General features: G+C 57.3%; 16 protein-coding genes. 10 read left to right on the top strand and 6 right to left on the bottom strand.

Annotated features, from left to right (window positions below; translation table 11 throughout):
• Positions 1-184: 184 nt before the first annotated feature.
• The 5 genes from ACTZWX_RS03245 to ACTZWX_RS03225 all read left to right on the top strand — a co-directional run bounded on the left by ACTZWX_RS03245 (position 185) and on the right by ACTZWX_RS03225 (position 10442).
• Positions 185-865 carry a GntR family transcriptional regulator gene (locus tag ACTZWX_RS03245; RefSeq protein ID WP_444712724.1) on the top strand — a complete coding sequence of 227 codons (681 nt, stop codon included), beginning with the start codon at positions 185-187 and terminating at the stop codon, positions 863-865.
• Between the two features lies 1 nt (position 866).
• Positions 867-4358: a chromosome segregation protein SMC gene (gene smc, locus ACTZWX_RS03240; RefSeq protein ID WP_444712723.1), complete on the top strand. Its 3492-nt coding sequence runs from the start codon at positions 867-869 to the stop codon at positions 4356-4358.
• 121 nt (positions 4359-4479) lie between these two features.
• Positions 4480-5541, top strand: a complete 1062-nt coding sequence (gene zipA / locus ACTZWX_RS03235) for a cell division protein ZipA (protein ID WP_444712722.1) — start codon at positions 4480-4482, stop codon at positions 5539-5541.
• A 24-nt stretch (positions 5542-5565) separates the two neighbouring features.
• Complete coding sequence (ligA, locus tag ACTZWX_RS03230; RefSeq protein WP_444712721.1) at positions 5566-7602, top strand: NAD-dependent DNA ligase LigA; 2037 nt, start codon at positions 5566-5568, stop codon at positions 7600-7602.
• Positions 7603-7754: 152 nt separating this feature from the next.
• Complete coding sequence (locus ACTZWX_RS03225; protein ID WP_444712720.1) at positions 7755-10442, top strand: hypothetical protein; 2688 nt, start codon at positions 7755-7757, stop codon at positions 10440-10442.
• Between the two features lie 23 nt (positions 10443-10465).
• Here ACTZWX_RS03225 and ACTZWX_RS03220 read toward each other — a convergent pair whose 3' ends face one another.
• The 3 genes from ACTZWX_RS03220 to ACTZWX_RS03210 form a co-directional block, all read right to left on the bottom strand.
• Positions 10466-11098, bottom strand: a complete 633-nt coding sequence (locus ACTZWX_RS03220; RefSeq protein ID WP_444712719.1) for a CBS domain-containing protein — start codon at positions 11096-11098, stop codon at positions 10466-10468.
• 114 nt (positions 11099-11212) lie between these two features.
• Positions 11213-13084, bottom strand: a complete 1872-nt coding sequence (gene mnmC / locus ACTZWX_RS03215; RefSeq protein ID WP_444712718.1) for a bifunctional tRNA (5-methylaminomethyl-2-thiouridine)(34)-methyltransferase MnmD/FAD-dependent 5-carboxymethylaminomethyl-2-thiouridine(34) oxidoreductase MnmC — start codon at positions 13082-13084, stop codon at positions 11213-11215.
• A 5-nt stretch (positions 13085-13089) separates the two neighbouring features.
• Complete coding sequence (locus ACTZWX_RS03210) at positions 13090-13686, bottom strand: peptidylprolyl isomerase (protein ID WP_444712717.1); 597 nt, start codon at positions 13684-13686, stop codon at positions 13090-13092.
• A 202-nt stretch (positions 13687-13888) separates the two neighbouring features.
• Here ACTZWX_RS03210 and ACTZWX_RS03205 point away from each other — a divergent pair, with 202 nt between their 5' ends.
• Positions 13889-14635: a pilus assembly protein PilB gene (locus ACTZWX_RS03205; RefSeq protein ID WP_444712716.1), complete on the top strand. Its 747-nt coding sequence runs from the start codon at positions 13889-13891 to the stop codon at positions 14633-14635.
• A gap of 72 nt (positions 14636-14707) precedes the next feature.
• Here ACTZWX_RS03205 and ACTZWX_RS03200 read toward each other — a convergent pair whose 3' ends face one another.
• From ACTZWX_RS03200 to flgA, 3 genes are all read right to left on the bottom strand, one after another.
• Positions 14708-15178: a flagella synthesis protein FlgN gene (locus ACTZWX_RS03200; protein ID WP_444712715.1), complete on the bottom strand. Its 471-nt coding sequence runs from the start codon at positions 15176-15178 to the stop codon at positions 14708-14710.
• Between the two features lie 7 nt (positions 15179-15185).
• Positions 15186-15512, bottom strand: a complete 327-nt coding sequence (gene flgM / locus ACTZWX_RS03195) for a flagellar biosynthesis anti-sigma factor FlgM (protein ID WP_106695863.1) — start codon at positions 15510-15512, stop codon at positions 15186-15188.
• A 128-nt stretch (positions 15513-15640) separates the two neighbouring features.
• Positions 15641-16342, bottom strand: coding sequence for a flagellar basal body P-ring formation chaperone FlgA (gene flgA / locus ACTZWX_RS03190; RefSeq protein ID WP_444712714.1), 702 nt, complete (start codon positions 16340-16342; stop codon positions 15641-15643).
• A gap of 192 nt (positions 16343-16534) precedes the next feature.
• On the opposite strand from flgA, the gene ACTZWX_RS03185 reads away from it, so the two are divergent.
• The 4 genes from ACTZWX_RS03185 to ACTZWX_RS03170 are packed head-to-tail and all read left to right on the top strand — an operon-like array spanning position 16535 to position 20420.
• Positions 16535-17464, top strand: coding sequence for a chemotaxis protein CheV (locus ACTZWX_RS03185; protein WP_444712713.1), 930 nt, complete (start codon positions 16535-16537; stop codon positions 17462-17464).
• Between the two features lie 37 nt (positions 17465-17501).
• A complete protein-coding gene (locus ACTZWX_RS03180) occupies positions 17502-18329 on the top strand; it encodes a CheR family methyltransferase (RefSeq protein ID WP_444712712.1) in 828 nt (275 codons plus the stop codon).
• A gap of 3 nt (positions 18330-18332) precedes the next feature.
• Positions 18333-19514, top strand: coding sequence for an MFS transporter (locus ACTZWX_RS03175; protein WP_444712711.1), 1182 nt, complete (start codon positions 18333-18335; stop codon positions 19512-19514).
• Positions 19515-19523: 9 nt separating this feature from the next.
• The gene (locus ACTZWX_RS03170; protein ID WP_061332201.1) at positions 19524-20420 is read left to right on the top strand and encodes a LysR family transcriptional regulator; all 897 of its coding nucleotides are present in this window, start codon (positions 19524-19526) and stop codon (positions 20418-20420) included.
• Positions 20421-20426 lie beyond the last annotated feature (6 nt).

The following is a 20426-nucleotide window of genomic DNA, read 5'->3' as shown; positions in this document are numbered from 1 at the left end:
TTCTTTATTCCGTTTTGAGGGTTTTGGCGCGGTCATTGTCCGAAAGCGCCATTTTTCCGGCAGGGCATTGCCGCTGGGGCAAATCCTGCAATCAAAATGTAAGACAAGGGGTGGGGCTGGCCGGAGGCTGTGATAAACTTCTGCGCCTGACCATGTCCTGTCATAACAAGAGAGCATCAGGCTTATGAGATTTCAGGCACCGGAGAGCCTTTCAGAGCAAATCGCGCAGCATATTGGCCAACGGATCATCATTCGTGATCTCAAGCCGGGGGAGCGGATTCAAGAGCTGAAAGTGGCCGGTGAGCTGAACGTCAGCCGTGGCTCGGTTCGCGAAGCGCTGTTGATACTTGAACGCCGGCACCTGGTAGAAATATTTCCGCGTCGTGGGGCGGTGGTGTCTGACCTTACCCCGGGTTCAGTCAACGCCTTGTATGATATCTACATTGACCTGCTATGCATGCTCGGGCGAAAAGTGCTGGAGCGGTGGTCCGGTTCGGAGCTTAGTGGCGTGATGAGCCAGGTCAAGGAGCTTCAGGCGGTCATTGATGCACTTAATTCTGATGCCAATGATGCTGCAGAACAGGTCATAGACGCCGGCTTCGGCGTCATGCGTTATGCCTACCGATTGGTCGAAAACCCGTTTCTTGAAGAAACCCTTGAGAATTTCAGGCCCGCCATCAGCCGCACCTATTACGTCGCCCTTGAGCATTTCAGAAGCGAGATCGCCGAAACCGGCACTTTCTTCCGGCATCTGGCGGATGCGGCGGTTAAGGGCGATTCGGCGCTCCTGGAGCGGGTTATCCAGGATTTCGGTGAACACCAGAGAGCACAGGTTTTGAGCATTCTCACGGAGGAGAACGCCTGATATGAGGCTCAAGTCCATCAAACTGGCTGGCTTCAAGTCGTTTGTTGATCCCACTACGGTGCCATTCCCGTCCAACATGACCGCGGTGGTGGGGCCTAATGGTTGTGGCAAGTCCAACATCATTGACGCCGTGCGCTGGGTGATGGGTGAAAGCTCAGCCAAGTATCTGCGCGGCGAGTCCATGACGGATGTCATCTTTAACGGCTCCAGTGCCCGCAAGCCTGTCGGCCAGGCGTCCATTGAGCTGGTGTTCGACAACAGTGACGGCACCGCGCCTGGTGAATTCGTCAAGTTCAACGAGATTTCGGTCAAGCGCCGGGTGTCACGGGAGGGCCAGTCAGAATACTTTCTGAACGGCGCCAAGTGCCGCCGCCGGGATATCACCGATCTGTTTCTCGGCACCGGCCTCGGCCCGCGCAGCTATGCGATTATTGAGCAGGGCATGATTTCCCGGTTGATTGAGGCCAAGCCCGAAGAACTGCGCGTTTACATCGAAGAAGCGGCTGGTATATCGAAGTACAAAGAAAGGCGGCGCGAGACCGAGAACCGGATCAAGCGCACCCAGGAGAACCTGGAACGGCTTACCGACCTCCGCGAAGAGCTGGGGCGCCAGTTGCAGCATCTGGAGCGGCAGGCGGCCGCGGCCGAGAAGTATAAGGCCTACAAGCAGGAAGAACGGCAGAAAAAGGCAGAGCTCACCGTGCTGCGATGGCAGGCGCTGGATAATGACTTACAGTCCTGGCGTGGAAAGATTCGGGATGCCGAGCTCGAGCTGGAAAAACTGCTGACCGAACGGGTTAATCTGGAAACCTCCCTGGAATCGCTTCGGGAAGACCACCACGAACGCACCGAACATTTCAATCGGGCCCAGGCACGCTACTACGAAGCCGGCGCCGATATTGCCCGGATCGAACAAAGCCTGGAACACCAGCGGGAGCGCAGCCGCCAGACCGCCGCAGAGTTGGATCAGGCCATGGCCAACCAGCGGGAACTGGGGCGTGAGCTCGAGCAGGACGAAGAAAAGCTGGCGGGCATTCAGGAAGAGCTCGATATGATTGAGCCGGAGCAGGAAGCCCTGGCTATGCGTTCTGAAGAGTCTGGAGAAAAACTCCAGCTGGCCGAAGACGCCATGGGTGACTGGCAGCACCGGTGGGAGGAGTTCAGCACCCGGTCATCCGACGCTCGGCGCCAGGCGGAACTCGCCCAATCCCGAATCCGGTCGCTGGAAGACGCTATTGCCCAACTACAGAACCGTCACGGCAAACTGCAGGACGAACAGGTGTTGTTGGAAGAGCAGCTGGACCGGGCGGAACTGGATGAGCTGCTCGAACAGCAGGAAACCCTCGAGCTACAGCGTGAAGAGGCAGCGGAGCGTATTCAGGCGCTGCAGGATGACGTTTATCAGAGTCGGCAGAAATTGCGGGAAGCCGAGCAGGGCGTTGCCGAACGCCGGCAACAGGTTCAGAGCCTGAAGGCCGCCCTGGATTCCCAGACGGCCTTGCTGGATGAACAGATGGGCGGCCATGACGATGCCCTGCAGGGGTGGTTGCGGGACAACGGTTTGTCGGATGCGCCGAGGGTCGCCGCCGCGTTGCGTATTGAAGATGGCTGGGAGTTTGCGGTAGAGCAGGTGATTGGCCGCTTCAGCCAAGGGCTTGCATTGCCGGGGTTTGACCACCTTGTTGACGCCCTGGGCAGCGCGCCAAAAGGTCTTGCGCTGGTATCTGCGGGGCCTGAAGCAAGGCCTGCTGGCGGGTTGGCAGCCAAAGTAGAGGGCGTGGCGGCGATCAGCCATCTGCTTGCAGGTATTGATACAGCAGACTCCACCAGTGAAGCACTGGCGCGCCGGTGCCAACTTTCGGCCGGTGACAGCTTGATTACCCCTGAGGGCGTCTGGGTTGCTCGCGACTGGGTCTTGATGCCCGATTCAGAAGCCGGGCAAATCGGTGTCATTGAGCGCCAGAAGAAAGTGAGTGAGCTTGAGGTACGCCTGCAAGAGGCGGAAGAGCTGCTTGAGCAGGCGGTCGAGGCACTGGAGCTACTTCAGGAACAGGGCGAGCGTGCTGAGTCGGCCAGGGAAGAAGCCCAGGCCCGTTTGAGTGACGCCGAGCGGGAACTCGGTGCCCTGTCCTCAAAAGTCAGTGGCCTGAAAGCCCGGGCTGAACAGATTGATGCCCGCCTTGCCCGTATCCGGGATGATATCGAGGATGTGGTCGGTAGCCTTGAGCAGCAGAAAGAGGATCTCGAATCCGCCCGGGAAGAGTGGAACATGGCGCTGGCCTCAACCGAGGACAGCGATGAAGAGAAAGAGCGGTTACTGGAGCAACGCGATACCTTGCGAGAGAACCTCGACAGGCTTCGCCAGGAAGCCCGCCACGACCGGGACCATGCCCACCAGCTACAGTTGCAACTGCAGTCATTGCAAAGCCAGCGCGATGGTTTGAAGCAGACCATCGAACGGATGCAAATGCAGAAAGAACGGCTGGAAGAGCGTCTTGATATGCTCCGGGAAACCCGAGAGAGCGCTGAAGAGCCACTGGAAGACCTTCAGCTTCAACTCGAGGGGCTTCTGGAGCGCCGGTTGGCGGAGGAGGAGAAGCTTTCGGCCGCCAGGGATGCCCTGGAAGACATTGACCGCGAAGTACGGGAGCGGGAGCAGGGCAGAAGCCGCACCGAGCATGTGGTCGGTGAGGTACGGGCCCGGCTTGAAAAGCTCAAGATGGAATCCCAGGCACTGGAAATCCGGTCCGGTAACCACATCGAGCAGCTCAAGGAGCTGGATGTAAAGCTCCAGGAAGTGCTGGGCCAGTTGCCGGAAGATGCCGATGAGAAAATCTGGGCCGAAGAACTGGAGAGGATTGGTAGCCGTATCCAGCGGTTGGGGGCCATTAACCTGGCAGCCATCGAGGAATATCAGGTGCAGAGTGAGCGAAAGACCTACCTGGATGAGCAGCACAACGACCTGATGGAAGCCCTGGAAACCCTGGATACCGCCATTCGCAAAATAGACCGGGAAACCCGGCAGCGATTCAAGGAAACCTTTGATCAGGTTAATGGCGGCTTGCAGGCGCTTTTCCCAAAAGTGTTTGGCGGTGGCAATGCCTACCTGGAGCTGACCGGCGAAGATCTGCTGGAGACCGGCGTGGCGATCATGGCGCGGCCACCGGGCAAGAAGAACAGTACCATCCACCTGCTGTCCGGTGGCGAGAAAGCCTTGACTGCAATTGCCCTGGTATTCTCTATCTTCCAGCTCAATCCGGCGCCTTTCTGTATGCTGGATGAGGTGGACGCCCCGCTGGACGATGCCAACGTTGGCCGTTATGCCAATATGGTGAAAGAGATGTCCAAACAGGTACAGTTCATCTACATTACCCACAACAAGATCGCCATGGAAATGGCGGACCAGTTGATGGGCGTAACCATGCACGAACCGGGTTGCTCCCGGCTGGTTTCGGTGGATGTCGACGAGGCGGCAGCCTTGGCGGAGGCTTGAGGGTTGGCGAAAAAGGCGTCAACCATGACAATAACGCCATCTCGGCCCGGAGTGCGTTGTATTCATTACGGGCTTTTCTTAGAGTAGCAACGTTCCGAACTGCAAACAGGACAGCAGCACTATGTCACTTAGGGAATGGTTAATTGCCATAGGTACCCTGGTTATTCTTGGAATCGTCATTGATGGTGTTCGGCGGATGCGCCGGGCCCGTAAGGAATCCATGGCGATTTCCTCCGGAATGGGCGCGGATGATCTGAAGGATTCCCCGCTCGATGATGATTACAATCCAGAACTTCCCAATGGTGGAGCCCGAACCGTATCCAGGGGAACCCTCGAAGAACGGGGCTACCTCAAGCGGGACACGTCAGAGGATTTCGGCAGTTCGGACGATGACGACGTTATGCTGGAATCGGGATGGGGCGCGACCGACGACAACGTCGATGATGATGTCCTGGGTGAGCCAAGAGTTGTGAATAGCCGTTCCGAGCGTTCAGTAGAACCACCGGCGGGTGAGGCTACTGAGGCCCACGACGACGAAGTCTCCGCCCGGCCGGTATCAGAGCCCGAACTGCCGCCAGAACCGGAGCCGGCACCCGAGCCAGCACAAGAACCGAAGTCTCGTCCCGCGGCAAAAAACCGAGCGAAAGAACCTCCTGTGTTGACCACAGAGGTTGAGGAGGATACCGCTCGCCGGGAAGCGGCACCGGGCCCACGCAAGAACCAGCCGTTGGCGGGAGCCAATCGCCCGGAAGCCAGGGAAGTGCTGGTGATTAACGTATTGGCGCGTAGCGGTGAGGAGTTCCAGGGAACGATACTGAAAAAGCTGTTTGAGGCCTGCGGTCTTGAACATGGCGACATGGACATCTATCACCGGCATGAAGGTACTGACACTACCACGCCAGTCCAGTTCAGCGTTGCCAACGCGGTGGAGCCAGGAACCTTCCGGCCCCAGGATATGCCAGCGTTGAACACTCCTGGCATCAGTTTCTTCATGAGCCTGCCCGGGCCATCCAATGCCATGCAGGCCTTCGAATTCATGCTCGAAACCGCTCAGTGCGTTGTGCGCAATATGGGCGGTGAACTGAAAGACGAGCGCCGCAGCGTAATGACTCCGCAGACGATTGAACACTGCCGGCAGCGCATCCGTGAATTCGAACGTAAACAGCGTTCCCATCGGGTATAACACTTAATCAGGACATTCGATCCGATGAGCCAGGTTTCTGCCGATATCCAGCAGCGCGTGGAACAGTTGCGCGCTGCCCTGGACGATCATAACTACTACTATTACGTTCTGGATGACCCCAGGATACCCGATGCCGAATACGATCGGCTGTTCCGTGAACTCCAGACACTGGAAGCGGACTACCCGGAACTGGCCACAGATAACTCGCCCACCCGGCGGGTTGGCAGTACCGCGGAAACCAGTTTTCAAGAAATCACTCATCGATTGCCCATGTTGTCACTGGACAACGCGTTCAGCGACGACGAGCTCCGTGATTTCGACCGCCGAGTGCGTGATCGCCTGGCAACCGAGGATCCAGTGGAATATGTTTGTGAGCCCAAACTGGATGGCCTTGCGGTCAGCCTGCACTATGAGCAGGGTGTATTGACTCGGGCCGCCACCCGAGGCGACGGTTATACCGGCGAGGATATCACTGCCAATATACGCACCATTCCGTCAGTCCCTTTGACCTTGCGGGGCGGCGACTACCCGGATCTGGTGGAAGTTCGGGGTGAAGTGTATATGCCCAAGGCGGGGTTTGAGCAACTGAACCGGCGCCTCGCTGAGCAAGGTGAAAAGACCTTTGTAAACCCCAGAAACGCCGCCGCCGGCAGCCTGCGCCAGAAGAAATCGACAGTCACCGCCAAGCGGCCCCTGGAGCTGTGTGCCTACAGCATGGCGGTCACCGACGACAGCCTGCTGCCTGAAACCCACTGGGAAAGCCTGCAGCGGGTTCGAGGCTGGGGGTTTCGTATTAACCCGGAAATGCGCACAGCCAAGGGCGTTGAAGCGTGTCTCCAGGCGTACCAGGAGCTGATGGCCAAGCGCGACACGCTGCCGTACGAAATAGACGGTATCGTGTTCAAGGTGAATCGACTGGATTTGCAGCAGCAGCTGGGCTTTGTGTCCAGGGCGCCCCGGTGGGCCATTGCCCACAAGTTCCCGGCGCAGGAAGAGCTCACCGTTATCGAAGATGTTGAGTTCCAGGTGGGCAGGACCGGGGCTGTCACGCCTGTTGCCCGGCTCAAGCCAGTGTTTGTGGGTGGCGTGACCGTTTCCAACGCAACACTCCACAACATGGACGAGATTCGCCGGCTGGATGTGCACATCGGCGACACGGTATTCATCCGCCGGGCCGGAGACGTGATCCCGCAAGTGGTGAAGGTGGTTCCGGAGAAACGCCCGGAGGGCGCAGCCAAAGTGGTCATGCCGAGCCAATGCCCGGTCTGTGACTCAGATATCGTGCAGATTGAAGGCGAAGCGGTGGCTCGCTGTTCCGGCGGTCTGTATTGTCCGGCTCAGCGAAAGGAAGCCATCCGTCATTATGCCTCCCGGAAGGCCCTGGACATTGAGGGTTTGGGCGACCGGCTGATTGAAGTGCTGGTGGATGAGGACATGGTAAACACCGTCGCGGACCTGTACCGACTAACCAAATTCCAATTGTCGAGCCTTGACCGTATGGGGGATAAATCCGCAGGTAATCTTGTGGCGGCCATTGACCGAGCCCGTAATCCGGTGCTGTGGCGATTCCTCTACGCCCTGGGTATTCGTGAGGTGGGTGAGGCGACCGCGAAGTCGCTGGCGTCGCATTTCGGTACCCTTGAGGCAATTTCAGCCGCCGATGACGAGGCGCTGCAGGCGGTTCCGGACGTTGGCCCTATCGTGGCCGGGCATATTCGCAGTTTCTTCGACCAGCTCCACAACCGGGAAACCCTGCAGGCTTTGCAAGACGCCGGAGTAAGCTGGCAGGAAGAACAGGTTGTCCCTGCCGAGGCCAAACCTCTTGCCGGCGAAACCTGGGTGCTGACCGGCACCCTGTCACAGATGACCCGGGACCAGGCGAAGGAAAAACTGGAGAGGCTGGGGGCAAAGGTCGCGGGCAGCGTTTCCAAGAAAACCGCCTGCGTGGTGGCGGGTGAGGCTGCTGGCTCCAAACTGACCAAGGCAGAACAGCTGGGAGTGCCTGTCCTGGATGAAGAGGGGCTTCTCGCCCTCTTAGAGGAGCACGGCGTAGCAGGCTGATGCGGGCCCGGCCGGTGAATCTGAGAACTCGCGCAGATCCGGCAGGGCGCAAATTGGCTAACATGGCGTTGATCTGTAACGGTGTGTAAACGGGGCGTGTAACGCACCCGCTGGCACCGCCATAACAATAACGTCATGAAACGGATTTTTGCATGCGCGCCGATCTGCTCCCTCGCACCTCCTTCTCTGGCCGCCTCCTGGGCCTGGCCTTGATCGCACTGGCGTCTGCCGGCTGTAAAACCGAGAAAGACCCCGACCAGCCCACGCTGCTTGGCGCACCGCCTACTACCGCCTACCTGGGCGTAGAGTATTACTACAACTGGGGCGCATATGGTGGCGAAAGTATTCTGGATTATTCCCTTACTAACGCTCCGTCCTGGCTGGCGCTGGAAGATACCAGCAACAAGGCCCGGCAAGGCATCATCATGCGCGGCGTCCCTGGGCTTTCCGGAGGAGCGAGAGGTGAGGCAGACCTGGGCCGAAACGACAATATCGATATCGTCACCACCGATGGCCGTATGGCCGGGTTCCAGCCCTTTGATATTGAGGTCAAACGGAACGTGGTGTCGCTGGAAGCGCCGACGTTCACGGAGGGCGAAAGCCCGGACATTTCCGACAGCTCCAGAACCCGTTGTGAGCCGCCGGTCCTGGATGTGGTCGGCGAACATGACTATGAAATTGACCTGTACAACGAGGATGGTTCGTTTAAGGAGTCCAAGGCAGTTACTTCGCCAACCAATCGCGTGTTTGCAAAGGTCCTTTTAGACCAACCCTCCGTGACAAGGGTTTCCATCGCTTTCGAGCTGCGCTCGGAATTTGATGAGAATAACTGTGATGACGAGGAAAACCCGCCGCACCAGCGGTGTGAATACAGCAGCGATAACCTCGGCCGTGCCATTATCGGTAACGACATTGTCGTGCAGGGCAGCAACACCGCGTTCCCGGTGGATGAACAGGGCGAGGAGCTGACCTACATTGAGTACTACGAGAACGACGCTGGCATCAAGGACCGGGGGCTGATTACCCTCGAGCCAGGCATCACCGAGTGCTACATACCATTGGAAGTCATTGACGACACCATCCCCGAACCTTCCGAACTGGCGCAGCTTCATTTAACAGAGGTGCGCACGGGTATCGCCTCCCTGGGCGCATCGGACACTGGTGTGCGAACCAACCTGACCATTCGTGACAACGAACCGACGGTTGCCATTGAAACGCTCAACGGTGGCCCCAGGGATACTCTGAACACCGGTACAGCCGGGCAGTATCGGGCCACGCTGTCCGGTGACAGGGAGGACGTCGTCAATGTCCGTTTGACGCACGCCCAAGGCTCCACAGCACGGCTGGGAACCGAGTTTGTCATTGAGCAGGAGGGCGTGGAAAACGATACGTTAAGCTTCCCCGTTGGCCAGAATGAATTGCTTTTCGAGGTCCGTGCCAGTGAGAGCTATTCGTCGCCGGAGGACCTGCACGACCGGTTTGCGAACCTGGCGGTAGACAGCCGGTTCCAGGCGGGCCGGGAAGGTTATGCCAGAGGTGCCAGCGATAACCTGTTGAGGCTCAGTTTCAATCGCTTAAAAGAGTCTATTGTCTGGAATGACGGGTTTGTTGCGACGGACTTTGCCGTTGGTCATGGCGGCCGCTACTTTGTGGCCGGGAGTCAAAATGGCCAGGTTCAGGTGCGCATTTATGATCAGACTGGCGCCCTGCTAGGCGACCCCGTGGTTGTTGCCGATCTCGCAGATGCCTCAGCCCGCCCGGATGTTTTCGTGGATGTGGCGGAGCGCCGGGTGACCGAAGACACGGTCCGGGTCACCCGATATGAAATGGCCGTGGCATTCACTACTGACGAGCCGATCGGCTCAGGTGATGCCGGGGCCGGAGATAATGTGATTGTAGGCGTTTATCGACTAAGTGAAGGAGAGTATCAGCTGCACTGGGATGATCTGCTTCGGTTTGGTACCTCCGGGCAGGACCGTGTTCGATGGATAGGGCTCAATCCAGGCAGTGGCTATGTAGCGATTGCCGGTGAAACCGACGGCGTTTGGAGTGGCGAGTCGTCCGCCGGCGGCATCGACGCATTCCTGACAAGAGTCGACACCATCCCTGATGGCGATGTGCTGGTGCCAACGATCGCCTGGACTCGCCAGGTGGGCTCCGGAGGCGATGATAACGTGGTGGGCGGCAGTGTCGCCGCTCTCAGCCCTTTGCTGTTTGGCTTTGCACCATCATCGATCGATGGCACGGCGGTTACAGGCCCCTTCTTCTTCGGTGGCAGTGCCTCGGGGACAGTGTCGGTTTACCAGGTTGGAGAAGAATCTGCCGAGGTTCTGCGGCACGGGTTCTACGGCGATGGTAGCGCCTGGCTGATTGGTGACGGCCCCTTTGAGTATCGAGTGGAAGTCAACGAAGATGACGCTGACGAACTCATTCGCAAACGTGTGAACAGCCGGGCTGGGCTTGCTCTCGGTTACAGTGCCTCGGGCGCCATCGGCAGCGCATTGTCGGCCAATGATCAGAATGACACGGCCATTGTAGAGCTGAGCCAGGGCCTTCTGTTTAACGGAGATATGGTCATTGCTGGCTCCACCGATGGGGTCTTCGCTGAAGTGGCTGGAAATCCTTCCACCCGCCATGCAATCCTGGCAAGGCTGAATCGTGGTGAAGAAGAAGCGGCTTACCGGAGCTGGCGCATTCAGCCTGAGGTAGAGGGGTTGAATGTGTTAAGGCTTAAAAACTATCGGGATGATGAAATTACTGCGTTGGTAGACCTGGGTGGTGAGCTGGCAATTAGACTGTTCGGCCCGGAGGGCGATGCACTGACCTCCGAGAACCCTTAATGGCTTTGAAAGGGGAAGGGGACTTAGACGGTCCCCTCGTGCCGGCTGGCGCTGGCATACAGCTTCAGGTAGTCGGTACTGGTCACAATGCCTGATGGTTGGCCCTTTGCGTCAACGATCAGTGCCGCGTTCAATTGGTGCGCAAGCATAAGCCGTGCGAGCTGGTGTGCGTCTGTTTCCGGAGAGGCGGTCAGGAAAGCTGGCAGTTCAACCTGAGACAGGCTGTGATCTACTGCTTGTGGCGGGTTTTCGTGGAGCCAGGAGAGTAGCCAGCGCAGGTCAATCAGGCCCGCAACGTTGTGGTCGGCCAGTATGACCAGATGGTGCACACTGTTGTCTTCCATGCTAGACATGGCCTCACCCATGGACGCCGTGGCGGGTACTGAGTAAAGCGCCGGTGAGCATATTGCCGAAACGGGCAGGTACACGCGCTCCTCGTGCCGCTCTCCGGCGGCTGCGGCGCCATACTCCTGGAGTGCACGGTGGCGGCCGCTGTTTGCGGCCTGCTGAAACTCCGCGTCGGTTGCCTCGCTGTGGCCCGGTGAAATCGCGCCGGATTCCGTCAGCTCGGTGACGTCGCCAACGCGACGGCTTCGCAAGGCTTCCGGCAATCGGGTGCCGATTGGTCGCCCCGGCTCACTTACGTGAATAGACATTCCACTAACTCTCCCATGTGACTGCTGCAACATCCCAATGCAGAGCAGCTCCTGTAATGGTAACGGCTGAATGTCACAAAACTGTAGACCGGCTTCATTATGCCTGAGTAAGTGTCAGGTTCGGTATAGCCTCCCCGTTTCCAGTCGCTTTGAGAGCGGCGCTGGCAAGCAGTGGGGTTGGCCGCTGATAACATCTGCCAGGTATTCTGCCAGCAAGGGTGCCCAGACCAACCCTTTGCTACCGAGGCCAGTCAGCAGATACAGGTCGTTGAGGTGGTTCCCTTCGGTATCCTGCATGCGGCCGGCCACAGGCTGATAATCGTGGGTGGTGCAACGAAAGGCCACTCTCCCTTGCAGCTGATCCGGATCGGGCAGCAACCCTTTAACGACAGATGGCAGTGAGCGTTGCAGCTCATCAAGGTTTTCCTGATGGCCGGCCCGGGTAGGGTGCCGGGTGCTGTCTTTCAAGTCGAACGTCGCGCCAGTAACCGCACGGCCGCCGTGAACCGGATTGACATACTTGGTTCCGCAGATTACGGCTTGAGGCAGGTTGAAGTCTGCCTCCGGTAGTTCAGTAACCTGACCTCGGATCGCTTTCAGACGGAGCTGCCCGCCTACGGGCACCAGGGCGGGACTTTCGTGACCTCCGGCAATGACCACAGCGTCTGCGCGGCTGTCTTCGCCAGAGTGATTTCGGATACACCACTGATTGTTACATGGCAGAAGGTTAGCGACCTGGTAACTGAATCGTGTTTCAATCAGCGGGTGCTCAGCCAGCTGCTGACAGGCCTTTGCAGGCTCAAGCCAGCCGGAACCGGGAAACCAGAGACCGCCAGTGTTAACTGCAATTCCTGCCAGCTCGCTTGCCCGCATTGCATCCACCGGTTCCAGCAGGTCAGCCGGGTAATCATTGCGATCGCAGAACCGCCGCTGGCGATCGGCTTCCTGATCATCGGTTGCCAGTTGAAGTAGTCCCGTTGGGTGCCAGAAGCGGTTTTGCCAGGGCCGATAGAAACGTTGGCTGAAACTGAGGGCCGTTGCAGAAAGCTCAGTCTGCGCGTTGTACTCCACGCCAAGTTTTACATAGAGCGCGCCCTGGGGATTGCCAGATGCCGCAGAACCGGCGTGGGGCGCCTTGTCCAGCAGCAGCACCTGAACACCCCGTTCCGCCAGGTTGCAGGCGAGCAAGGTGCCGGCAATTCCTGCACCGATAATGGCAACCGTGCCAGTTTTCGCCTCTTGTTTAGTTGCATTCCCCGGCGCGTAAATACCTGCAAGCATTTCCCGCTTGCGGCCAAAGCCAGGGACTTTGGCGATCTCGAAGCCAGCCTCTGCAAGGCTGCGGCGCACACGGCCAACGGCGGTAAACGTGGCCAGGGTCGTTCCGGACTTGCTATGGCTGGTGATCAGACCAATGGCATCGTCCAGCCACATGTCCGGGTTTAACGACGGGGCGAAGCCGTCAAGGAACCAGGCGTCGGCGGTAAAAGTGAGATCGTTCCAGGCGTCAAGAACATCGCCGAAATACAGGGTCAGCCGAACCCGACCTCCGGCCAGCACCAGCCTATGAGTGCCCTTGATCAGTGGAGGGTAATGTTCGATAAGCTTCGTTGCCAGGGGGCTTAGATCGGGCCAGTACGACAGCGCCTTTTCGAGGTCTTGAAGGCGCAGGGGAAATCGTTCTACCGACACAAAGTGCAGAATGGCGTTGTCATCGGCCGGGCGCTGCTTTAACCATTCCGCCCAGGAGGCGAGAAAATTCAGGCCCGTGCCAAAACCGGTTTCAGCGATCACAAAGTGGCCGGTGTCTGGCACCTGCTGGAACCGCTCCGGCAACTGGTTATGCCCGATAAAAACATACCGGGTTTCTGCCAGGCCGTTGTCCCTGCTGAAATATACGTCTCCAAACCGGGTGGATTCGGGTACGCCGTCGCGCCAGATAAGATCTGCCGGCTCCATGGCCGGCGGAAGGCAGGGGGAGTGCATAGGGCTCAGTCTTCGATATTAACCAGAGTCACTTTCTCGATCACGACGGCCTTAACCGGAACATCCGCCATGCCCTGGCGATGCCCGGTTTGTACGCCGGCAATCTTGTCGATCACGCCCATGCCCTCGGTGACTTTGCCAAAGACCGCGTAGCCCGCACCACGCACACCAGCATTCAGGAAATCGTTTTTAGCGACATTAATGAAGAACTGAGAGGTTGCTGAATTTGGGGAGCTGGTTCGGGCCATGGCCACGGTGCCCCGAAGATTAGGCAAGGTTGTTGAGGCTTCGTTAACGATGGGGTTTTTGGTCTGTTTTCGGGCCATGGTGTCGGTAAATCCGCCGCCCTGAATCATAAAGCCGGGAATCACCCGGTGAAAGATCGTACCGTCGTAGAATCCGTCTTCCACATAGGAGAGGAAATTCTCCACGGTTTTCGGGGCTACGTCAGGGCGCAACTCAAGCTCAAAGGCCCCTTCAGAGGTAACAAAGCGAACCTTCGGCAGTTCTTCGGCCTGAATTGGAGTGGCCAGCATCAGGGCAGCAATGGCGGCAAACAGGGCTGACATCACAGTTGATAAGGGTTTTACGATATTTGTCATTTCAGAGGCTCTCACAGTTTCAGTTGTTATCGGGAATCCTGAGACAATCCGGACAGAACAAAATTAGCGAAGATCTTAACAGATCCTTACCTGAATAAGTGCAAATCAGAACAGCGTAGGCCAGGGGATTGGGCTACGCTTTAACCATTATCAATACCGGGCCGGGTTGTACGGTGATCACTGTGAATGCGGGAGGAGCCTAGTGAGAATCCGTAAGGGGTTTCAAGAAAAGTCCCGGCTTGGCCGGTTGTTGATCAATCGCGGCTATTTGTCGGAAGGTCAGCTGGACGAGGCATTGTTGTTGCAGCGGGAAACCGGGCAGCGCCTGGGCGAAGTGCTGATCGCCGCTGGCTGGGTGACAGACAAGGAACTGCATCGTGTTCTCAAGCACCAGGCCCGTTATCGTAATGCGGCAGCGCTGGTTACCATGGTGACGTTGCCGTTTCAGCCGTTGGTGTCGCTGGCGGCCGGCAATACCAGCGCGGCATCCATGCCTGCGCAGGCCGGTCAGTTATATGAAAAGGGGGGCTTTGCGCCTCTGTCTGACAGCGATATGGCCGGCGTAACGGCTCAAAGCAGTGTGGGTTTGCTGGAGCGTATTGAAACGGTTGCCGCAATGCCGGGAAATGCTGGCGGCGCGGTTGATGACCCGGAACTCGCCGGACTCGACTCAGTAGAGGGAATCAAGCTGGCCGCCAACATTTTTGTGCCAGTGCTCAGTTTCCTCGATTCCGACCTGACCATCTCTGGTGTTCACTACAGGAAGGGTGAGCCCCGCTATTCCATTCGAGAGGATGGCGCCTTGAGGCTGGCGTTTCCCGAACGGATTGAGGAGATCCGGATGGACAATATCCGCGTGAGTGGCAATCAGAGTCCATCCATGGGGAACGTCAGCATTCACAACACACGGTTTCATCCGGATTCCCAGATGACGATCTACACCCGTTAATGGACGGGTAAGGTGAATCTGACGAAAAAACGCCCGGATAGCTCATCCGGGCGTTTTTGTTTGCCGGGTCGGTCAGGCGCTGGCCAGAATGTTGCCGCTGGACACACTGGTTTGTTCGCCCTTGGCGCCATACAGCTTCTGTTGGGCAGAGGCGCCACGGAAGACGTCCGTGAGCCTCGTCAGGCGTTTTTGAAGGTGTCCGACAACACGACCGTTGTTCTGGTTCAGTTTCTGGCAGGCACGAAGGCGCCCATCGGCGGTTTTCCAGAGTTGGTAAAGGTCTTCCATGCCACCGGCACGGATAAACCTCGAGGGCTCGCCGGCATCCGGTCGGTACCCCATGTTAACCAGCAGGCGGATCTTTTGTTTCGCACGCTCACGGATATCCGTCAGGATGTTGTTTTTCTGAGTGGTGATTTCCTGGAGCGGAGCAATGTCGGAGGACGCCAGGAGTTGTTTTTCCTGGTTGAGAAGATCCGCCAGGGTTTCAAGCTGGCGGATGTCTTCTGAGAGAAGGGTCTTCAATTCAATGATTGCAGCCATGTTTTACTCACCCGAAAATGCTTTTATCCATCTCAAGCATTTTCTGGGCCAGTTTCTCTGCATCAATTTTGTAGGTGCCATCTTCCAGTGCTGCGCGAATCTGCGCAATGCGGTCGTCGTCCATTTCCGGGTAATCGCCCAGTTTCTGTTCCAGCTGCTTCAGGTTTTTGGCCTGATTGCTGAGACTGACGTTGTCGCCGCGGGCTGCCGTGCTTTGAGCCTTTGCCTGCTCTCCAGCCGTGGAGGGCGTACTCTGGCTGCCTGTTGCTTTGTCGGCCGTGGTTCTGGTGGTGTTGACCTGGCCGGGGCCAATTCCATTTAAGTCAACTGACATAAGGATACCTGCTTGCCTATGGCCACCTTCAGAGGCGGCGGAATCGAGTTTATATCTGCTTATCGGCAGCGTTTAGCCGACCTTTAGAAAAAAACGGAAAAAATTTGCCGCTGGGCACGGATTTTCCGTTACATGGCAATTTCCACCCGGCCAGGAGCCGTGACCGTTGCCCGAACCGTGCGTGCTGATTGCAGATTCTCAACCATCACTTGCTCGCCAACACTGGCACTGGCCAGCGCCTTGCCTCGGGAACTGACCGAGAACACTGCGGATCTGGCGGTGATGATAACATGATCACCGCGCTCAACGGCATTGGGCGCTTCGAGCAGATCTGGCGTCAGCACCGACCCTGCATTAACTGGTCGCCTCACCAGCATGCCGGATACCTGTTCAATATCTGTTAGAATGCCCCGGCGGCTGGCGTTGATCTGCACCTGTTTTTCCTGCAAAAGTTCACCGCTGATGCGCTCACCGCGGGCCAGAGGCCGAGCCGCCACAAGGGCAGGGCCGTGTACTTCGACACTGGCTGTGACGAACATCCGCCATGGCCGCTCCCCGGCACAGGACACCATCACCGATGGCGATGTGGTCCGTAGGGGATCGTTGGTAAACGCGGTTTGGAGTGCCTGTTCGCAAGCAGCCAGGCTAAGCCGGCTGTCGATGCTGCCGACGGTGAAGTTCACCTCGTACTGTTGCTGGCGCTGCTCGTCGGCCCAGGTTTCGATAAATTGACCGGCGGCATCGCGTATCTCGCTTGCAGTGGTGGCCGCAGCCGCGGCGTTAAGGCCCAGGGTCGATAGGCAAAAGGTCGCTAAAAAGATGGTTCGCATCTGCACTGCTTTGTCCTATGCTGTCAGTAAGGCATATTTACGCGAGTTCCGTTAAGGAAAATGGCGCTGGGGCCGTTAACCCTGATTGGACACCCGGCGCCAATGTTTTGGTCCGGGTTCGCGTAAGCAAGTTGTTTAATAATAAATTAGCAAATTCTGTGCCGATCGTTGGCATGCCGGGAGTAGAAAGTTATGGCAGGGGTGTTGGACAGCGTTAACCAGCGTACGCAGCTGGTTGGTAAGAACAGGCTAGAGCTGTTGTTGTTCCGTTTGCGCGGGCGGCAGCTATACGGGATTAACGTATTCAAAATAAAAGAGGTCCTGCAGTGCGGCAAGCTGTCGTCTATACCGAACAGCCGTGATGTGGTGCGGGGCGTGTCTCACATTCGTGGCGAGACCATCCCCATTATCGACCTGAGCATGGCTATTGGTATGTCAGGCATTCCACAGGAAGAACTGGCAACAAGCTTTGTCATCATTACCGAGTACAACCGCAAAACCCAGGGCTTTCTGGTGACAGGTGTCGACCGGATCATGAATATGAACTGGGAAGATATCCTTCCGCCACCCAAAGGCGCGGGCAAGGATGTGTATTTGACGGCAGTTACAAAAATTGACGACAAACTTGTAGAAATCATAGATGTAGAAAAGATTCTTGCAGAAGTTTCTCCACTCAGGGAAGATGTCACAGAAGAACTGAGAACTCGCAGTGCCGAGCGCGTTCAGGGGCATTTGCCTGTGCTGGTGGTTGATGATTCGTCTGTAGCGAGGCGCCAGATCGAACGCTGCCTGACCGCGATCGGAATGGAAGTGGTCACCAAGAATGACGGTAAACAGGCGTTGAACTACCTCAAGGAGATTACGGAGGATGGTTCCACTGCCCGAGACCACTTATCGTTGATCATTTCTGATGTGGAAATGCCGGAGATGGACGGTTATACCCTCGTTACCAGAATCAAAGAGAATCCGGCGCTCAGCAGCATGTATGTGATGCTTCATACATCCCTGAGCGGTGTCTTTAACCGGGCGATGGTTCAGAAGGTCGGTGCCGATGATTTTATGGCGAAATTCAGCCCGGATGAACTTGCCGAACGCGTAATGGAAATTATTGACCAGAACTGATGCCTCGGCTCATGGACTTACCCACGATAGAGATCCAATGAAAGCGGAAATTACGTCTCAGGAATACGAAGCATTCAAAACATTCCTGCAGGACGCTTGTGGCATTCTGTTGGGTGACAACAAGCAGTATCTGGTGAAGAGTCGTCTACGTAGGATTCTTGAGGATAACAAACTGAATTCACTGGGTGAGCTTCTCGATCGCTTGAAGCGGGTGGGGCGCAGCGGCCTGCGTGAGCTGGTTATCGATGCCATGACCACCAACGAGACCCTCTGGTTTAGGGACAACCACCCGTTTCGCATTCTGCAGGACAAGCTGTTACCGGAATTTGCCGAACGCAATTCGTTGCAGCCACTTCGCATCTGGTCTGCCGCTTGCTCAACAGGACAGGAACCCTATTCGGTAGGAATGGTTGTGGATGAGTTCCGGCGCAACCGGCCCGGGAAGTTGCGGGACGTAAAAATTACCGCAACGGATATTTCCAAAAGCGTTCTGGAAGTGGCCCGGCGGGGCGAATATGAGATGATCGCCATCGGTCGTGGGCTGTCACCAGAGCGGCAGAAGCGGTTTTTTACGCCCTCTGCCAACGGTGGCTGGCAGATAAATCCGCAAATCAAGGCCATGGTGGAGTTCAAGGAACTCAATCTGCTTGAGCGGTATATGCTTGGCAAGTTCGACATCATCATGTGCCGAAACGTACTGATCTATTTTTCCGCGGACCTCAAGAAAGACATCCTTACTCGATTGCACGGGGCTCTCAACCCCGGTGGCTATCTCATTCTGGGCGCCTCTGAATCTTTGAACGGCCTTCCTGATCTGTACGAAATGGTTCAGTGCCACCCCGGCATTATCTACAGGAAGAAATGACCCATGCCATTGAATGTCTGGGTGCTGGTGGCTGCCCAGGCGCTGGCCATGTGCACCGCGCCTTTTATCGTATTCATTGGCTCCATCCAGGGGCGTTTGCTGGCACCTGCGCCAGAGCTGGCCACCTTGCCGGTCGGATTGGTGGTGGTCGGCACCGTTTTGGCCATCAAGCCGGCGACCTGGCTGATGGAGAGGGTAGGGCGCAAGCAGGTAATGCTTCTGGGCGCGGTTTCCGGGGTTCTTGCCGGTTTGCTGGGGGCCTATGCTTCCTGGCAGTCGCACTTTACCCTGATGTGTCTTGCTGCGGTCCTCGGCGGAGCGGGCCTAGCGGTGGTTCACCAATATCGCTTTGCCGCGATGGAATCGGTAGAGCAAAATCTGGCCGGGTCAGCGGCGGCAAGAGTCCTGCTGGGTGGTTTGGTTGCCGCCTGGTTGGGGCCAGAGGTGGCGGGCCTGGGTAGCGGAAAATCTGAGTCTTACCCGTTTCTGTATAGTTGGGTCGGTCTGGCTGCGGTTCAGGCCCTGGCGTTTGTCATTCTTGCGCTCGGCTACCGGGCAAAGGCAGAGCGAGTACCGGAAACCGCGGTAGGCGGAGGCCGGCCACTGAGGGAAATCCTGGCTAATCCGTTGGTGTGGACGGCCATCAGCGGTGCAGCTATTGGTTACGCGGTGATGAGTTTCATCATGACAGCCACCCCTTTAAGCATGACCGAAATGGCCGGGCATGATCTGGACGATGCCAAACGGGTTATCCAGCTACACATTATGGCCATGTATCTTCCGTCCCTGATTTCTGGTTGGTTGACCCGGGTTGTCGGCATTCCTTTGATGATGACGGTGGGATTGTTGGCTTACCTGGCGTGCATTCTGCTGGCGGCCAGCGGTATCAGCTTTCACCATTATCTGTGGGCTCTTCTGTTGCTAGGCGTGGGGTGGAATTTCCTGTTTGTTGGTGGGACAACCCTGTTGCCCCAGAGCTACCAGCAGTCTGAGCGTTTCCGTGTGCAGGGCCTGAATGACATGATGGTGTTCACCGCCCAGGCGACAGCGGCATTGAGTGCCGGCGCTGTACTGGCCTCGGTTGGCTGGGGAAGCCTGCTACTGGTGGCGGTACCATTATTGGTGCTGCACAGTGTTTTGATGTCGGTTTGGTTGCTGCGCTCACGAAGAGCGACCACAAACTAGGTTTACGTCATGGATCAGCTTAATCTCAGGCACCTCTATTATTTCTGGGTCATCAGCCGTGAGGGCTCGATTGCCAAAGCCAGCGAGCTGCTCGATCTTGCGCCGCAAACCCTGAGTGGCCAGCTTGCCACTTTCGAGGAATCAGTCGGAGGGCAGTTGTTCAGCCGGGAAAGGCGGCGTCTGGTCCTGACTGAACTGGGGCAATTGGTTCAGTCCTACGCCAACGACATTTTTGCACTGACTGGGGAACTGTCTGAAACCTTGCGTCTGGCCCCCGCTGATCGCCCGCTGAGATTGGCGGCCGGCGTTTCGGCGTCTATTCATAAACTGATTGCTTTTCAGTTATTGCAGCCGGCCCTGAAGCTGAACAGGCGAGTCAACCTGGATTGCCGAACAGGCCGCGCCGAAGATTTGCTGCTCAGTCTCAAACGCAAAGAACTGGACGTCGTGCTGACAGACCGTATGCCTCAGACCGAAGCGGTCACAGATCGCTTCGCGGTTCATCCCCTGACATCGTCTACCATCAGTTTGTTTGCCGCCCCGGAGATGGCAGGGCGGCTTCGGGACGACTTTCCGGCCTCTCTCAATCATCAGCCCTTGCTGGCCAACGCCACGGACGCGCCGTATTTCCAGAAGCTGATGAACTGGCTGACCATCAGCAATGTCAGGATGGACCTGGTGGCCCGGGTAGACGACAGTGCGCTTATCAAAGTGTTCGGGCGGGAAGGGTTGGGCGTGTTTGCGGCGCCAACGGCAATCAAGGAGGAGGTGTGCCGCCAATATCAGGTGGAGGAAATTGCGCCTGTCAAAGCGGTAACCGATCAGCTGTACGCCATCACTCGAAGCCGGAAGGTTGCCCATGAAGGTGTGCGGGCAATCTGTAGCGGCTTTGATCAGCCTCGATAATATCGA

The organism is Marinobacter sp. NSM, from assembly GCF_052380025.1.
Taxonomy (GTDB): domain Bacteria; phylum Pseudomonadota; class Gammaproteobacteria; order Pseudomonadales; family Oleiphilaceae; genus Marinobacter.
Note: the sequence above shows the minus strand (reverse complement) of the source record. Positions and strands in the feature narration are given on the sequence as shown.

Coding starts and splice junctions, on each gene's coding strand:
- mnmC (WP_444712718.1), bottom strand. CDS start 13,084: ATGCACTCCCCCTGCCTTCCGCCGGCCATGGAGCCGGCAGATCTTATC.
- ACTZWX_RS03175 (WP_444712711.1), top strand. CDS start 18,333: ATGCCATTGAATGTCTGGGTGCTGGTGGCTGCCCAGGCGCTGGCCATG.
- smc (WP_444712723.1), top strand. CDS start 867: ATGAGGCTCAAGTCCATCAAACTGGCTGGCTTCAAGTCGTTTGTTGAT.
- ACTZWX_RS03200 (WP_444712715.1), bottom strand. CDS start 15,178: ATGGCTGCAATCATTGAATTGAAGACCCTTCTCTCAGAAGACATCCGC.
- ACTZWX_RS03225 (WP_444712720.1), top strand. CDS start 7,755: ATGCGCGCCGATCTGCTCCCTCGCACCTCCTTCTCTGGCCGCCTCCTG.
- ACTZWX_RS03210 (WP_444712717.1), bottom strand. CDS start 13,686: ATGACAAATATCGTAAAACCCTTATCAACTGTGATGTCAGCCCTGTTT.
- ACTZWX_RS03245 (WP_444712724.1), top strand. CDS start 185: ATGAGATTTCAGGCACCGGAGAGCCTTTCAGAGCAAATCGCGCAGCAT.
- ligA (WP_444712721.1), top strand. CDS start 5,566: ATGAGCCAGGTTTCTGCCGATATCCAGCAGCGCGTGGAACAGTTGCGC.
- ACTZWX_RS03170 (WP_061332201.1), top strand. CDS start 19,524: ATGGATCAGCTTAATCTCAGGCACCTCTATTATTTCTGGGTCATCAGC.
- ACTZWX_RS03220 (WP_444712719.1), bottom strand. CDS start 11,098: ATGTCTATTCACGTAAGTGAGCCGGGGCGACCAATCGGCACCCGATTG.
- zipA (WP_444712722.1), top strand. CDS start 4,480: ATGTCACTTAGGGAATGGTTAATTGCCATAGGTACCCTGGTTATTCTT.
- ACTZWX_RS03185 (WP_444712713.1), top strand. CDS start 16,535: ATGGCAGGGGTGTTGGACAGCGTTAACCAGCGTACGCAGCTGGTTGGT.
- flgA (WP_444712714.1), bottom strand. CDS start 16,342: ATGCGAACCATCTTTTTAGCGACCTTTTGCCTATCGACCCTGGGCCTT.
- ACTZWX_RS03180 (WP_444712712.1), top strand. CDS start 17,502: ATGAAAGCGGAAATTACGTCTCAGGAATACGAAGCATTCAAAACATTC.
- flgM (WP_106695863.1), bottom strand. CDS start 15,512: ATGTCAGTTGACTTAAATGGAATTGGCCCCGGCCAGGTCAACACCACC.